Source organism: Kluyvera sichuanensis, from assembly GCF_014218705.1.
Lineage (GTDB): Bacteria > Pseudomonadota > Gammaproteobacteria > Enterobacterales > Enterobacteriaceae > Kluyvera > Kluyvera sichuanensis.
The window spans coordinates 26,489-42,597 of sequence record NZ_JABBJF010000009.1 but is presented as its reverse complement, the minus strand read 5'-3'; the positions used below and the strand labels follow the sequence as shown (position 1 = coordinate 42,597).

13 protein-coding genes and 1 pseudogene are annotated in these 16,109 nt (G+C 56.3%); 5 read left to right on the top strand and 9 right to left on the bottom strand.

Annotated features, from left to right (window positions below):
• Positions 1-49: 49 nt before the first annotated feature.
• The 7 genes from murP to HII27_RS12005 form a co-directional block, all read right to left on the bottom strand.
• Positions 50-1,501 (bottom strand): PTS N-acetylmuramic acid transporter subunit IIBC, encoded by a 1,452-nt coding sequence (gene murP / locus HII27_RS12035; RefSeq protein WP_185668104.1) that lies wholly within the window; start codon positions 1,499-1,501, stop codon positions 50-52.
• A 24-nt stretch (positions 1,502-1,525) separates the two neighbouring features.
• Complete coding sequence (gene murQ / locus HII27_RS12030; protein WP_185668103.1) at positions 1,526-2,425, bottom strand: N-acetylmuramic acid 6-phosphate etherase; 900 nt, start codon at positions 2,423-2,425, stop codon at positions 1,526-1,528.
• Between the two features lie 161 nt (positions 2,426-2,586).
• Entirely contained in the window at positions 2,587-3,750 is a 1,164-nt protein-coding gene (locus HII27_RS12025) for a multidrug effflux MFS transporter (RefSeq protein ID WP_185668102.1), read from the bottom strand.
• A gap of 152 nt (positions 3,751-3,902) precedes the next feature.
• Positions 3,903-5,267 (bottom strand): efflux transporter outer membrane subunit, encoded by a 1,365-nt coding sequence (locus tag HII27_RS12020; protein ID WP_185668101.1) that lies wholly within the window; start codon positions 5,265-5,267, stop codon positions 3,903-3,905.
• Positions 5,268-5,270: 3 nt separating this feature from the next.
• Positions 5,271-8,378: an efflux RND transporter permease subunit gene (locus HII27_RS12015; protein ID WP_185668100.1), complete on the bottom strand. Its 3,108-nt coding sequence runs from the start codon at positions 8,376-8,378 to the stop codon at positions 5,271-5,273.
• Entirely contained in the window at positions 8,378-9,499 is a 1,122-nt protein-coding gene (locus HII27_RS12010; RefSeq protein ID WP_185668099.1) for an efflux RND transporter periplasmic adaptor subunit, read from the bottom strand. Before HII27_RS12010 ends, HII27_RS12015 begins: the two co-directional genes overlap by 1 nt.
• A gap of 136 nt (positions 9,500-9,635) precedes the next feature.
• The gene (locus HII27_RS12005) at positions 9,636-10,205 is read right to left on the bottom strand and encodes a TetR/AcrR family transcriptional regulator (protein ID WP_185668098.1); all 570 of its coding nucleotides are present in this window, start codon (positions 10,203-10,205) and stop codon (positions 9,636-9,638) included.
• Positions 10,206-10,398: 193 nt separating this feature from the next.
• Here HII27_RS12005 and HII27_RS12000 point away from each other — a divergent pair, with 193 nt between their 5' ends.
• Entirely contained in the window at positions 10,399-10,815 is a 417-nt protein-coding gene (locus tag HII27_RS12000; RefSeq protein WP_185668097.1) for a GNAT family N-acetyltransferase, read from the top strand.
• Between the two features lie 37 nt (positions 10,816-10,852).
• Here HII27_RS12000 and HII27_RS11995 read toward each other — a convergent pair.
• Positions 10,853-11,212: pseudogene (locus tag HII27_RS11995) on the bottom strand (EmrB/QacA family drug resistance transporter); the annotation flags it as partial.
• Positions 11,213-11,578: 366 nt separating this feature from the next.
• Complete coding sequence (locus HII27_RS11990; RefSeq protein WP_185668096.1) at positions 11,579-12,214, bottom strand: hypothetical protein; 636 nt, start codon at positions 12,212-12,214, stop codon at positions 11,579-11,581.
• 149 nt (positions 12,215-12,363) lie between these two features.
• On the opposite strand from HII27_RS11990, the gene HII27_RS11985 reads away from it, so the two are divergent.
• The 4 genes from HII27_RS11985 to HII27_RS11970 all read left to right on the top strand — a co-directional run bounded on the left by HII27_RS11985 (position 12,364) and on the right by HII27_RS11970 (position 16,107).
• Positions 12,364-12,609, top strand: coding sequence for a helix-turn-helix domain-containing protein (locus HII27_RS11985; RefSeq protein ID WP_185668095.1), 246 nt, complete (start codon positions 12,364-12,366; stop codon positions 12,607-12,609).
• Positions 12,610-12,611: 2 nt separating this feature from the next.
• On the top strand, positions 12,612-14,594 hold the full coding sequence (locus tag HII27_RS11980) for a transposase domain-containing protein (protein WP_185668094.1): 1,983 nt from the start codon (positions 12,612-12,614) through the stop codon (positions 14,592-14,594).
• Positions 14,595-14,672: 78 nt separating this feature from the next.
• On the top strand, positions 14,673-15,611 hold the full coding sequence (locus tag HII27_RS11975; RefSeq protein WP_185668093.1) for an AAA family ATPase: 939 nt from the start codon (positions 14,673-14,675) through the stop codon (positions 15,609-15,611).
• Positions 15,612-15,864: 253 nt separating this feature from the next.
• A complete protein-coding gene (locus HII27_RS11970; RefSeq protein ID WP_182928250.1) occupies positions 15,865-16,107 on the top strand; it encodes a hypothetical protein in 243 nt (80 codons plus the stop codon).
• The last annotated feature ends 2 nt before the right edge of the window (positions 16,108-16,109 follow it).

Genomic DNA, 16,109 nt, shown 5'->3' with positions numbered 1-16,109 from the left:
ATAGCATGGGCAGAGGCTTGCCCCCAGCGGTGCGCCGGGGGCAAAAGGGTTAGCTGAGATCGACGTTTTTACTGCCGAACAGCCAGGTGAGCAGGAAGCCGAAGAAGTAGGCCACCAGCAGGCCCGCGGCGTAGACCGCCATCCCAGCGTAGATGCCGCTATGGGAAGTCATCAGCGGCAGCGCCACCAGGCCGGAGGGGCCAAAGACGGTGTTGAGGCCGACTGGCAGCCCCAGCCAGGCCACCAGGCCGATAAAGAAGCCCCCGCAGGCGCCGCCGAGACAGGCGGTGACAAACGGCTTCATGCGCGGCAGCGTAACGCCGTAAATCAGCGGTTCGCCCACGCCGAGCAGGCCGGGAATGATCGCCCCTTTAATCTGCGTACGCAGCAATGAATCCTGCTTTGCACGGACGTAGAGCGCCAGCGCCGCGCCAACCTGGCCCGCACCGGCCATCGCCAGAATGGTGAACAGCGAGTTAAAGCCCTGGGCTTCCATCAGCGCAAAATAGACCGGCACAAAACCCTGATGTACGCCGAACATCACCGCCAGCAGGAACAGACCGGCCAGCACCGCGGAGCCGAACGGGTTACCGTTGAGGTGCAGGAACAGCCAGGACATCCCGGTAAACAGGTAGCCGCCGATAGGCATAATCACCACGAAGGTGACCGCGCCCATAATCAGCAGCGTCACCGCCGAGGTGAGGATCATATCCAGGTTAGCCGGCATGATGCGGCGGACCTGTTTTTCCACCCAGGCGCCAATAATCGCGGCGATCAGTACGCCGATAATATTGCCGCGTGGGTCGATACCGTGGCCGAAGAAGTCGGTGATGCCGGAGTAGAAGCCGACGGTGGCTTTCGGGTCATAGCCGAGGATAAACAGCGCGGCGATGATGGCGCCGTTGACGCCGGAGCCGCCAAAGGCTTTCTGCGCGTTATAGCCAATCAAAATACTCAGGAAGGTAAACATCCCTTTGCTGAAGATTTTCATGTAGCTGATGATGCCAACCAGCGTGGCGTTGGGGTGCGCGTTCTCCAGCACAAAGAGTTGCTCGGCGAGCGTGGCAAAGCCCAGCAGCAGCCCGACGGCGATAAAGCCCGGAATGAGCGGAGTAAAGATGGTGGCAAACTTCGCCAGAAACTTCTGCACGCCGCCGGTCTGTTTGCTCTTCAGCTCCTGCTTTTTGGCGCTGGCAATATCGGCCAGTGACCCACCGCTGGCTGGCTCATCGCGAGTAACGGGTTCATTTTCCAACAGCTCGTTCATCATCTCTGCCGCGGTCTGTGCTTTGCCCGGGCCGAGGATTATCTGGAACTGCTCCTCGCTGACCACCACGCCCAGCACGCCTTCCACCTGGCGGATGGCCGCTACGTCGGCGTGCACATCGCTGCGCAGGGTTAAGCGCAGGCGGGTCATGCAGTTACCGGCCTGCACGACGTTCGGTGCGCCGCCAACCAGGTCGAGGAGGCGGGCTATCATCGCTTTATTTATTTTGGCCATTCCACGGTATCCCAGTCAGTCGAATTAGTTTTTTAACGCTTTACGGATAAAGCCGTTGTTGTCCGCCAGCAGCTGTTTTGCCTCGTCGGCGCTCAGGTTTGCCAGCACCATGACGATGGCGGTTTTACAGTGGCGGCCGCAGGCGTCCAGCGCCGCCTGCGCGGTGGTGCGGTCGCATTCGGTGGCCTCCATCACGATGGAGATCTGACGCTCGATAAGCTTGGCGTTTGTCGCTTCCACATCCACCATCAGGTTGCTGTAGACCTTGCCGCTGCGGATCATCGCACCGGTGGTAATCATATTCAGCACCAGCTTTTGCGCGGTCCCGGCCTTCAGACGAGTAGACCCGGTCACCACTTCCGGGCCAACGACCGGGGTGATGGCGATGTCCGCGCGCTGCGCCATTTCGCCATGCGGGTTGCAGCTGACGATGGCGACCAGTGCGTTCTGCTGGTGGGCATATTCCATTGCGCCGAGCACGTACGGGGTGCGGCCGCTGGCGGCAATGCCGACCAGCACATCGCGTTCGTTAAAGCCCAGCGCCTGTAAATCTTCTGCGCCGCGCGCCGCGTTATCTTCCACGTTTTCGACGGCTTTCAGGATAGCGGTATGGCCACCGGCAATCAGGCCGACGACCTGCTCTGGACGAGTGCCGAAGGTGGGCGGGCATTCGCTGGCGTCGAGAATGCCTAAACGCCCGGAGGTGCCTGCGCCGATATAAATCAGGCGGCCGCCGCGGCGGAACGCGTCGGCTACGCTATCAACAAGTTGAGCAATTTGCGGAATGTAGGGGGTGATCGCATGGGCAACCAGCTGATCTTCGTTGTTAATCACCGTCAACATCGCTTCGGTGGAGAGGGTGTCAATGTTAGCGCTGTTGGCGTTGCGGCGTTCGGTCAGCAGTTTGCTCAGGTCGATACTCATCAGGAAACCTCATCATTCTCAGTGGCAGGCAGTATAAGGAATTAATTATTCCAATCATGTGAAGGGTATCACGATTAGCACGTTGAGGATACGCGGTGATTTCGATGAGAGCAGGAAGTTCGCGGCAATAGTATTGGAATATTTTATTACCGCGAAAGGGATTATTGCGCTACGCGAGGCTTCAGCAGGCCGAAGAACAGCGCCAGACCGTAGGAAATGGCCATGGCGAGACTCATCTTAAGCATCGTTTCGCCGCCAAGGCCCGCAAGCGGTGCGGCGATGCCGCCGCAGACGAACATCAGCGTACCCATCAGCGCGGAGGCGGTGCCTGACTGCGCGCTCTCCACCGCGTTCATCGCTTCGGCCCCGGAGACGGTACTGATGCCGCTCATAAACGACACGGTAAAGAACAGGCCGACCAGCGCCAGCACGGTGTGCTGCTGCCAGGCGAGCAACAGAGTCACCAGCGCGCAGAATACCGCCAGCAGCAGGCCGCGGCGCAGCAGGGTTTCTGCAGGGATGCGGCGGGCCAGGCGGGAGAAAATCAGCGCGGCGATAATCAGCCCGATACCGTTCAGGCCAAACAGCAGGCTGAACTGCATGGCGCTCATGCCGTATTCGCTTTGAATGACAAACGACGACGAACCGATGTAGGAGAACAGCCCAGCCATCATAAAGGCCTGAATCAGGCAGTAGCGCATAAAGCGGCGGTTCTTCAGCACCGGTGTGCCTTTAGCCTGCTGCGTGGTATTCGCGCTTTTTGGCGGTAGCGTTTCATGCAGCACGACAAGGCTCAGGAGCAGCAGTACCGCGCCGATCCCCGCCATCGTCCAGAATAGAATGCGCCAGTCGAAGGCGGTGATGATATAGCCGCCCAGCACCGGTGAAAGCACTGGGGCGATGCCGTTGACGGTCATCAGCAGAGCGAAAAACTGCGTCAGTTGCGTGCCCTGGTAACGGTCACGGGCGATGGATCGTGACAGCACGGATCCGCCTGCACCCGCGAAGCCTTGCACGAAGCGCCAGACGATCAGCATATGGATATCGTGGGTGATGGCGCACATTGCTGATGAGAAGATAAACAGCAGCAGAGAGATAGCCAGCGGTTTGCGGCGGCCGATGCGGTCGCTGAGCGGGCCGAAAAACAGCTGCCCGAGACCGAGGCCGATGAGTGCGGCGGTGAGGGACAGTTGGGTCTGGGTGCCGGTGGCACTCAGTTGATCGGTGATTTCCGGCAATGCCGGCAGGTAAAAGTCGGTACACAGTGGGCCGATGGCACAAAGCAGGCCCAGCACCACGACCCAGGAAGGGGAAATACGCGGCATGAAAGCTCCTTTTTATTTTTCATAATCAATGTGGGGGATGGTGCTCGTTGCACCCTCACCCCGGCCCTCTCCCTGGAAGGGAGAGGGAGAAAAAGATCCCCTCGCCCCTGCGGGGAGAGGGTTAGGGTGAGGGGAAACCCCGCACCAACACATCAACTCGCTCCGCCCCCCAGCGACTGCCACAGCGTGATCCGGTTCGCCAGATCCGTCTCCTGCAACGCAATCAGCGTCTGTTGCGCCGACCATAACGTACGCTGCGCCGTCAGCGCGGTCAGGTAATCCCCAACCCCCGCCTGATAGCGCTTCATCGCCACGTCCAGCGTCTGCTGTTCCGCCGCCACGTACTGGCGCTGAGCGTCCAACTGCTCGCTCAGCGTCTGGCGGCGCGCCAGCGCATCCGCCACGTCTTTAAACGCGCTCTGAATCGTCTTTTCGTAGGTGGCAATCAGCCCCTTCTTCTCCGCTTCGGCGTAGCGCAACTGCGCCAGATTGCTGCCGCCGGTAAACAGCGGCAGTGAAATGGAAGGTGCAAACGACCAGATGCTCATACCGTGGCTAAACAGTGAAGATAGCGCATCGCTGCCCACCCCGGCGCTGGCGGTAAGCGAAATGGTCGGGAAGAAGTTGGCGCGCGCCGCGCCGATATTGGCGTTGGCGCTCTTCAGATTGTGCTCCGCTTCCTGAATATCCGGGCGCGTTAGCAGCACGGACGACGAGACGCCTGCCGGGACCAGCGAGATGGTGTTGGCGGCCAGGCTCTCCAGCGTACCGGGGAGCAGGGAATCCGGCACGGTGGTGCCTGCCAGCAGGTTAATGGCGTTTTTATCCTGCATCACCAGCGTCTGATAGCTGGCGACGCTGGCGCGAGCCTGCTGATAGACGCTCATTGCTTCGCTGACGTCGGTGGCCGCTGCGGTGCCAACCTGCTGCTGGCGCTGGACGATTTTCAGCGAATCCGCGGCGCTCGCCATGGTCTGCTGCGCCAGCGCCAGATTGCTGTTGTCCGCTGCCAGCGTTACCCACGCGCTGGTCAGTTCGGCAATCATCGTCAGGCGAGTGTTCTGCGCGGTGTACTCGCTAGCAAGCCAGGTTTCGCGCGCCGCGCGGGACAGGCTCTGGTTACGACCAAACAGATCCAGCTCGAAGCTGGATACAGCGCCGTCGGCCTGCGCAGTCGTGCTCACCCCGCTCGCCAGCGTGCGGCTGCGGGTGTTGCTGAGTTCAGCGTTGGCGGTTGGCATCAGCGACGCACGGGTTTCGCCGTATTGCGCGCGAGCGGCGTCAATATCGGCAATGGCTTTTTGCACATCGCGGTTGCTGCTGAGTGCCTGGCTCACCAGCTTTTGCAGACGCACATCGTTCACCACCTGCTGCCAGTTACCGACAACCGCGGTGGCTTCGCCGTGGTTGCCCGGCAGGCTCGCCGGGATGGGGGCGTCCGGGCGCTGGTAGTTAGGGTCCATCGACACGCAGCCGACGCTCAGGAACGCAATAAATAACAAAGACAAACGAAACATAGCTTACTCCTGACGACCGCGTTTGCCGGCAAACAGACGTTTCACCAGCACAAAGAACAGAGGAACAAAGAAAATCGCCAGCAGGGTAGCCGTCAGCGTACCGCCGATAATCCCGGTACCGATGGCGACGCGGCTGTTAGCGCCCGCCCCGGTGGCGACCGCCAGCGGCATCACCCCGGCGATAAACGCCAGCGAGGTCATGATGATTGGGCGCAGACGGGTTTGTGCCGCCCGCATGGCCGCGCGGGTCAGCGAGTAGCCCTGGGCCACGGAGGCCTCGGCGAATTCGACGATCAGAATGGCGTTTTTCGACGACAGCCCGATGGTGGTCAGCAGCGCCACCTGGAAGTAAACGTCGTTGCTGAGCCCGCGCATCCACGCCGCCAGCGCCGCGCCGAGCAGGCCCAACGGGATAACCATGATGACCGAGAACGGCACCGACCAGCTCTCATAGAGTGCCGCCAGACAGAGGAACACCACCAGAATCGAGATGGCGTACAGGCTCATCGCCTGACCGCTCGCCAGTTTTTCCTGCAGCGACAGGCCGCTCCATGCCCAGGTGGTGCCAGCAGGCAGGCTGTTCGCCAGCGCTTCCATCTTCGCCATGGCAACGCCGGAGCTAAAACCGTCGGCGTTCTCACCCTGAATTTCATAGGCCGCGGAGCCGTTGTAGCGCACCAGACTTTCCGGGCCGTACTCCCAGCGGGTGGTGGCGAAGGCGGAGAATGGGGTCATGCTGTCATCGCTGCCGCGCACGAACCATTTGCCGAGATCCGACGGCACGCCGCGGGCGTCGCTATCGCCCTGGATATAGACCTTTTTCACGCGCCCACGGTCGATAAAGTCGTTTACGTAGGTGCCACCCCAGGCGCTGGAAAGCGTCGAGGTCACGTCGCTGAGCGACAGGCCCAGCGAGACGGCTTTGTTGTTGTCGATATCCACCTGAAGCTGCGGCATCTGTGGCAAATCGTTGGCGCGTACGGCGTGCAGCGATGGGTCCTGGTTGGCGGCCTGAATCAGCTGATTGCGCATTTTTAGCAGCGTATCGCGGTCGGTTGCGCCGTTGGCCATCAGCTCAAAGGTGAAGCCGTTGCTCTGCCCCAGGCCGTCAACGGCAGGTGGGGTCATGGCGAACAGCGTGGCATCGCGAATGCTGCTGAGCGCTTTGGTGGCACGCAGCGCAATGGCCTGTGCGCTGTTCTCTTCGCCCGGACGCAGCGACCAGTTTTTCAGCGCTACGAAGGCCATCCCGGCGTTCTGCCCGCTGCCGCTAAAGCTGAAACCATCGACGGTGAAAATGACGTTGGTGTTGGCTTTCTCTTTGGTCAGGAACCAGTCGATCACCTGCTGGCGCACTTCGGCGGTACGGGAAGCCGTGGCGCCTGCGGGCAGGGTGTACTGCACCATCACATCACCCTGATCTTCTACCGGCAGGAAGCTGCCCGGCAGTTTCCACATCGCCAGCGCCATGCCGCCGCAGATGGCGAGATAAACCACCATCACCGTGCCGGAGCGGCGCAGGACGTTCATGACGCGGTGTTTGTAGCCGTGTTCAGTGGCGCTGTAGAAGCGGTTAAATTTGCCGAAGAAGCCCTTTTTATGCGGCGGCGTGTGGCGAAGAATAGAGCCGCACAGCGCCGGTGTCAGGGTCAGGGCGACCACCACCGACAGCATCATGGCGGAGATAATGGTGACCGAGAACTGACGGTAGATAACCCCGGTGGAGCCGCCGAAGAAGGCCATTGGCAGGAATACCGCCGACAGTACCAGCGCGATGGCAATCAGCGCGCCGGAGATCTCGCCCATCGATTTTTCGGTGGCTTCACGGGCGGGCAGCCCTTCGTCGCGCATAATACGCTCGACGTTTTCCACTACCACGATGGCATCATCCACCAACAGGCCTATCGCCAGCACCATCGCAAACAGCGTCAGGGTGTTGATGGAGTAGCCAAACAGCGCCAGCACACCGAAGGTACCGAGCAGTACCACCGGCACCGCGAGCGCGGGGATCAGCGTCGCGCGGATGTTTTGCAGGAACAGGTACATCACGCAGACCACCAGAGCGATGGCCTCAAACAGCGTTTTCACCACGTCTTCGACGGAGATCTTGATGAATTCGGTGCTGTCTTTCGGGAAGGCAACGTCGTAACCCTGCGGCATATTGCGCTGGAACTCGGCGATTTTGTCCTTCACGCGGGTAGCGGTATCGAGCGCGTTAGCGCCTGGCGCCAGCATCACCGCCACCCCGGCGGCCGGGTGACCGTTGAGTTTGGCGGTAGCGGTGTAGTCTTCGCTGCCCATCTCGACGCGTGCCACGTCGCCAATGCGCACGACCGAACCGTTGGATTGGCTTTTAACAATAATATCTTTGAACTGCTCGACCGTTTGCAGGCGCGACTGCGCGCGCACGGTGGCGGTAAGCTGCTGGGTGGCTGGTGACGGCAGCGCGCCGATTTTACCGGCAGAAACCTGCACGTTCTGCGCTTCAATTGCCGTTTCCACGTCGGACGGCATCAGCGAATAGGAGGCCAGTTTTGCCGGGTCCATCCAGATGCGCATGGCGTATTCCGCGCCGAACACCTGCAGGCTGCCGACGCCTTCAATACGCGCCATCGGATCCTGCATATTGCTGACCAGCCAGTCGGCGATATCCGAGCTGGTGGCTTTGTCGGTGGTGTCGTAAACCGCCATGATCAGCAGGAAGCTGCTCTGTGATTTCACCACCGTGACGCCCGCCTGCTGAACCTCGCTCGGCAGACGGGATTCCGCCTGCTGCACTTTGTTCTGCACCTGAACCTGCGCGGTATCCGGGTCGGTACCCTGCTCGAAGGTAACGTTGATACTCACCGTGCCGTCGGAGCTGCTGGTGGAGGAGAAGTAGAGCAGGTTATCGAGGCCGGTAAGCTGCTGCTCAATCACCTGGGTGACGCTGTTTTCCAGCGTGTCGGCGGAGGCCCCGGTGTAGGAGGCGGAAATCTGGATGGTTGGCGGCGCCACGTCCGGGTACTGCGCCACCGGCAGCGTCTGGATTGCCAGCATCCCGGCGAGCATGATCAGAATGGCGATTACCCAGGCGAAGACCGGGCGACGCACGAAGAAGCGAGAGAACATCAGGCTTTGCCTCCGTTATGCTGCACGGCGACGGGTTTGACCGTCTGCCCGACCGTCACTTTATCGGTGCCTTCCACAATCAGCTGGTCGCCGTTTTTCAGGCCGCTTTGTACCAGCCATTTGTCGCCGTAGGTGCCGTCGGTTTCCAGCGTGCGCTGCTCAACCTTGTTATTGGCATCCACCACTAACGCGGTGGCGTTGCCCTTCACGTCGCGGGTGATACCTTGCTGCGGGGCAAGAATCGCATCGCTCATCACCCCTTCATCGATGCGGGCGCGGACGAACATGCCGGGAAGCAACTGCTGGTGCGGGTTGGGGAATACGGCACGCAGGGTGACCGAGCCGGTGGACTCATCCACCGCCACTTCGGTGAGCGCCAGGCGGCCTTTTTCGCTGTAGGTGCTGCCGTCTTCCAGGGTTAGCGTCACGCTAAGGGTGTCGCTGTTGGTCGCCAGCGATTGCTTGCGCAGACGCAGCAGGTCGACGCTGGAGCGGGTGAGGTCAACGTAGATGGTGTCGAGGCCGCGAATGGTGGCAAGCGTAGTGGTCTGCTCGGCGGTGACCAATGCCCCCGGCGTAACGGAAGAGATGCCGATGCGCCCGGCGATGGGCGCGGTGACGGTGGTCCAGTCGAGGTTAATACGCGCGCTGTCTAACGCGGCTTTTTTCGACTCGACGCTGGCTTTGTCCTGTGCACAGGTGGACTGCGCATCGTCGGCATCCTGCCGCGATACGCCGTTATCTTTCACTAACAGCGCATAACGCTGCGCCTTTTGACAATCGGCGACGACCAGCGCCTGCGCCTGCTTCAGCGCGGCGGCGGCTTCGTTATAGGTGGCGCGGAAACTGGCCGGGTCAATCTGGTACAGCGGTTGGCCCGCCTTGACGTTATCGCCTTCATTAAAAAGCCGTTTCTGGATGATACCGGAGACCTGTGGACGCACCTCGGCGCTCAGCGCGGCGGTGGTGCGCCCGGTCAGGTCGCTGACCACGGAAACGGGTTGGCTTTTTAATGTGACAATACCGACTTCCTGAGCGGGACGCTCCGGTGAGGCGGTGGGGGCATTATCGCATCCGCTCAGGAGAAATAATGCAGCGATGGTGGTTGTTATGTATTTCATATTTTTCTCAGGGTGAACGACACCCTCCTCGCCGAATAGGGATGAGGATTTTGGGTGCGAAAAAGCCTGCGTCTCCGGTGGGCTGGAAACGACAAAAGGGGGATAAAAATATCCCCTGGTATCTAAATGGAATTAATTATTTTGCGGATACGAGCATATTAATAATTTCCTGATAGATTTTTTCCATCTCGTCAGAGGCCACCTGTTGGGGAACCTGACGACGATAAATGGTGCCTTCAACCATCACGGCCATCACTTCTACGCAGCAGCGAATGCGCGTTTCACTCAGCTCAGGATACGTTTGACGCAGGTGCTCGCAGGCGTTGTTAAACATGCGTTCATCGGCGGCTTTCAGCCAGGCGGCGACCTGTGGATTGCGGGTGGCTTCGGCGGACATCTCCAGCATCAGTGCATCGTCGTCTTCGCTCAGCGTTTCGCGCCATGCCAGCATGTGCGGCATCAGATGGGTTTGGGTTTTGCCCTCCATCTCGGCGATGCGATGGTCGATAATCCGGCGGATCATCTCTTCGATAATGGCGTCTTTGTTGCTGAAATAACGGTAGATTTGCCCTACGCTGAGCTTCGCCTCGGCGGCAATCTGGGACATGCTGGCGGCATGAAAACCGCTCTGGCGGAAACAGCGCCGCGCGGCGGTAATGATGTCGTCCTGCCGGGCTTTTTGCCGGGCCTCCAGTTTGCTGCTCATTGCGAGTCTCCACCGTTTTGAAACGATGAGAACGATCGTTCTCATTTCGTGTTCATTATACGTAGCGAAAGCGTGATGAAAAGCATTTTCTGATACTGATTTTTTATTTTTTTCTTTGTGCAGAAAATAATGGAGAAAGAAAGAATTTTTTGTGAAATTACTGAGGACGGCCAATAAAAATAATGGAGAAAATATGCCTTTTGTTATTAAAGAAATTATTACGCAGGAAGATAAAGACGAATTACTGACTGGGCTTCGTGCCTATAACCGCCAGTTTGTGGATACCACGGATTGGTGCGATGTCTGCGTTTATCTGCGCGACGAGCAGGACGTGATGCGCGGTGGCCTGATTGGTCAACGCAAGGGCGATTGGCTCAGTATCGACTACCTATGGGTGTGCGAAACGGTGCGCGGCGACGGGGTCGGCAGCGAACTTATCAAGCGCGCAGAGGCGCTGGCGCGGGAGAAAGGCTGCTGCCATGCGCTGGTGGATACCATCAGTTTTCAGGCGCTGCCGTTTTATCAGAAGCAGGGGTATGAATTGGTGAAAACGCTGGAGGATTTCCCGCTGGCAGGGATGGCGCGGCATTATCTGACCAAGGCATTGTGAGGGTTGCCGGATGGCGTAGCCGCCATCCGGCGCTGTTTTACGCGTGTCGGGTTTTCAGCGGCGCCTCTTTCAACCACCACGACAGCAGGAACGCCACCACCATAATGCAGGCCGCCATAATAAACGCCGCGTGAATCGCCGAACCAAAGGCACTGAGATAGTCGCTGCGAATCGCCTCAGGAAGCTGGTGAATCGCCACCGGGTTCATCCCTTTTGGAATCGCCGCCCCTTCCGGTAACAGATTGGTCAGCCGGGATTGCAGCACTGAGGTAAACACCGCGCCAAACAGCGCCACGCCGATGGAACCACCAATCGAGCGGAACAGCGTCACCCCGGAGGTCGCCACGCCATAAAGGTTCGCCGCCACGGTGTTTTGCACCGCCAGCACCAGCACCTGTGTAAGGTGACAGTTATGTAGTGAACATCGGAACGAATCCGGGAACAAGTGAAAGAAAGCGGGATCAGATGGGACAAAGTCAGGCAGATTAAGGCTTGGCGGCAACCTGCTAGTTCACGGGCAGTGACGATGGGGTCGGCGTTAAAATTAGATCATCACTGGGAGCCTGTATACTTCTGACAGATAAATTTGTAACAGTGTTCGACTGTGTTTAATGCTTTTACATTGCGTTTAAATAGCGTGTTCCAAATCGATTTGAAGCTTTTTTGTAATCGTTTCGTACTGCTTTGATCGAGTTGAATCACAGTTTGATTCGTATCAACTTGTAACGAGCCATAGGCCGGTTAAGTTGTCCTGATGGATATCTTAACCGGCCTTTTTGCTATCACTCAAAGGGCCTGCTAAGGCTGCATTCTCACCACTCTCAGGTGACCCTTTTTTGGCCCCAGACTCAAGTAAGACTAGTAAGCGATCCTTCTCATAATCAGGGCACTGGATAAGTTTCAGATTCCTCTCGTCTTTCAGTTGCAGGACTGTGTCCACGCCTTTTCTGGCAATCAACTCAAACAAAGATTTTTTCTCCTCTTCGCTGAGTATGTTGAAAATCGAAGCAAGCCCAGTTTCATAATTAGCTGTAGGCTCATGTAGCACTTGGCGAGAAGGTTTAGCATCATAAGCAGGGCTAGGCGCTTGTCTTTCAAATACCTCTTCATGGCTGCTTTCTTTAGGAAGCACTTCCAGCTCCCTACCCAACAACCATTCAATAGAGACATTTTCTTGTGTCGAAATTTTCTCAAGGACTTCATAACGAGGGATTGAGCCTTGCCGAGAGAAGTAGTTTTTAAATGTGCTTAAATTTATGCCCCAATCCTTTGCTGCTTGATACTTACTTCTGCCTTTCAGTAGCTGTTCCAGTCTTTGCGTGAAACGTTCTTTTTCAATCGACTTAAAAGAACCATAGGTTTCTTTTTTGTCTGCCGCTGCATTGCTGTTATTAATCATAATAAAACCAATTAGTTAGATGGTAATCGTTAAGGGTTTATTTATCGGCTTAAAAAAACCTTGATTAGGTCTTTTTAAGGACTTATGCTTTATCCAGACAGATACCCGCGCAGTTATCCGCGCGGATAACTTTTTAGGATAGATGAATCATGAACCGAAATGAAGATCTGACTGATTGGCACCCTGAGACGATTAAGGCGGAAATCCACAAGCGTGGTTTATCTTTCCGTTCTTTATCGGTTCAGGCTGGCTATAAAAAAGACTCTTTAAAGAGTGTTTTGCGCACTCCATGCCGCCCGTATCAGCAAATTGTTGCTGATGCTCTCGGCGTTCCACCTGAAACCATCTGGCCGAGCCGATACAGCATTCACAGCTACATGAATAAGGCGGTTTAACTATGTTTGTCGTTGCTAAGGAATTGGTCGGTGCACCTGGTTTACCTAAAACCGTAAAAGGGATTCGTGAAGCGTTATCGCGTTATTCGGCTGGTGCTGAGGATAAAGTCCGTAAACGCGCTGGCAGTAAAGCTTTTGAATACCACATCTCCGTGCTTCCTCCTGAAGTACGTGCTGAATTGCTGACTTCAAAAGGCCTGGTAGAAACATCCTCTGGTGTCATCTCCCTGCCAGAACGTACGCAGGTTAACGCTGACTCAGCCACCAGTTTTGAACGTCAGCAGCTGTGGAAGCACTGGGAAAGTGCCACCAACGAACAGCGCCAACGTGCTGAGCAGCGTACTAATGCGGTTTCTCTTGTCGCTGAACTGGTTGATTCAGGTTTAACGCTGCGTCTGGCTCTGAGAACGGCAGCAATAAAACTGCATATGAGCGAAGGTTCACTGCGTAACCTGTATTACCGGGTGCAGAACCGTAGCCGTGATGTCTGGGCACCTGTTTTGCTTGATCGTCGGCTGCGTGAAAAGTGCAAAACCAACCGTGAAGCGCCAATCAGTGAGGATGCCTGGCAGTTCTTCCTCGGCGATTATCTCCGTCCGGAAGAGCCTTGCTTCACAAAGTCGTATGAACTGCTCCAGATTGCAGCGCGGGAATATGGCTGGGAAATCCCATCTGAGCGCACCCTGCGTCGTCGTGTAGACCGTGAAATTGATGCTCGGGTCATTGTGGCCACCCGCAAGGGTGATAACGCGCTGGCGCGTATGTTCCCAAGTCAACAGCGTACTGTCGCGCAGCTGCATGCAATGGAATGGATCAACGGTGATGGTTACCAGCATAACGTCTTCGTTCGCTGGTATAACGGCGAAGTTCTTCGCCCAAAAACATGGGTCTGGCAGGACGTTCACAGTCGTAAAGTTATTGGCTGGCGTACTGATGTCTCTGAAAACAGCGACAGCATCCGTCTGTCATTGATGGATGCTATCTCCGAGTTCGGCAAACCTGAACACGTCACCATCGATAACACCCGTGCAGCAGCGAATAAATGGCTCTCTGGTGGTGTTCCTAATCGCTATCGCTTCAAGGTTAAACCAGATGACCCGATGGGGATTCTGCCAATGCTGGGGATTCAGGTTCACTGGACCAGCGTGATAGGTGGTAAGGGATGGGGTCAGGCTAAACCAGTTGAACGTGCGTTCGGTATTGGTGGCCTGGGGGATTATATCGATAAGCATCCTTCACTGGCTGGCGCATATACCGGGCCAAATACGCAGAATAAACCTGATAATTACGGTGACCGGGTCGTTGATGTTGAGACGTTTCTTTCCGCAGTCAATGAGGGGATCGCCATGTACAACGCCCGTTTTGGTCGTGAAACCGAAATGTGCCAGGGCGAGCTGTCATTTGACCAGGCATTTGAGCGTAGTTTCAGTAACGCCATTGTCACTCGCCTCAGCGATGAACAAATCCGCCAGCTCATGCTTCCTGCGGAAGCGGTAACGGTGAAAACCACCGGTGAATTCTTCCTCCAGTGCGGCGGTTCTTTGTATGGCCGTAAAAACAGTTACTGGAATCCGGTTCTGGCCAATATTCGCCAGCGCAAAATTACAGTGCGTTTCGACCCTCGCAATCTTCACAGCGAAGTGGCGTGTTACGACCTTGATGGCCGTTTCCTTTGCATGGCGGAATGCCGTTCAGCTGTTGCGTTCGGCGATACCGAAACAGGTCGTGAACATAGCCGCCAGCGTAAGCAGATGATGACCCATACCAAACGCGCCGCCAAGGCTCAGCGCCGCATGACGGCAATAGAGGTGAACGACCTGCTGCCAAAAGTCGCGCCGCCAGAACCACCGCAGCGGCATGTTGTTGAACGTGTCTTTGCCCAGGGTAATGCACTGAAAAAAGTTCAGGAAGTCCAGGAGCATCAGCACGAGAACGATGTGATTTTCCAGACGCTGATGAAAAATGTCAGTAAATCGAAGAAATAAAAAAGCGACGTTTGAGCCGCCGCTTTTGAGAAGTGTTTAAAAACGTATTAACAATGGAAAAATACAGGATTAAAAACGATGACGCAAATTAACCATGATGTAATCCGTAATACCGTAAAAGGTCTGATTGATGACAAAACAATTTCTGGTGCTGCTCTGTCGCGTGAAACAGGGGTGTCTTCGTCTGCCCTTTCTCAGTTTATTAACGGTAAATACAAGGGCGATAATGATGCCGTGGCGGCATCAATCAGCACGTGGCTTGAATCCCGTAAGACGGCCCAGAGTGCACTGCCGGAAATCCCTGACTATGTCGTGACGCCGACCTCTGAAAAAATCACTGCGGCGCTGACGTATGCGCAGCTGACTCACACCATTGCGCTGATTTATGGCCATCCTGGTGTAGGTAAAACGGAAGCGCTGAAACAATACGCTCGTACCGGTAATAACGTCTGGCGTCTTACCGCCAGTAAATCCCGCACGAACGAGCTGGAAACCATGTACGAACTGGCGCTGGATATGGGCATTTCAGATGCGCCTTATCAGCGCGGCGCATTATCCCGCCTGCTGCGACGCCGGCTGCGTGACACTAATGCCTTAGTCATCATTGATGAAGCTGACTGGCTGAACTATGACGCCATCGAAGAGCTGCGCATCCTCCAGGAGGAATGCGGCATCGGGCTGGCGTTTATCGGTAACCATAAAGTCTATGACCGCCTGACCGGTGGTAGTCGCACCGTAGACTTTGCCCGTCTGTTCTCTCGCGTGGCAAAGAAAATTGTCATCAACAACGTGCTGGCTGCTGATGTGGATGCGTTCTGCGATGCATGGAAGGTTGACGGCCGCGATGAACGCAAACTGTTACGTGCGATTGCAAAGCGCCCTGGCGCTCTGCGCTCTCTCTCCCATATTCTGCCGCTGGCCCATATCTACGCCAGTGGTAAAAGCGAGCCGGTTAACTCTGGCCACATTCATTCAGCAATGCTTGAACTGGGGCATGCTGAAATCGTGGAGGAATAATGCCGTGATTAGTGAACTGATCTCTTCTCATATTCAGCAAGCGATGGCCACAGAGGCGTTGTTGAACAAAAAAGGCTGTCTGGTTACGGAGTTTCGCCAGACTCGTTCTCGTCCCGTTCTGGAGGTGTCATGTCCTCCGGCTGAACTGCTAAACAGTGCTGTGCGTATTGTTGAGCGTAACAATTCAGGTTCCCGCTCCGTGTGGGTAGCCAGTTTCAATGGTTGCCGGATTATCTGGCGCTGAGGAATCAAAATGGCAAAACTTATTTTTACAGTAATTACCAAGGATGTGTTTTCCGAAGGTGGTCAGGTTAAGGAAGTAGTCGATATCAATGCAGTTATGGAAGACGTAAATCATGAATGCCCATCGGCTGCTGACCACCTGGTCAATATCATTAATAAAATGGCACCACAAATTATTAAGGCCGCAAATTTCCATTATGTAAATGAATGGAAAGCGCGGACCGGGAATACCGAATCCAATACCACTCATTAAGG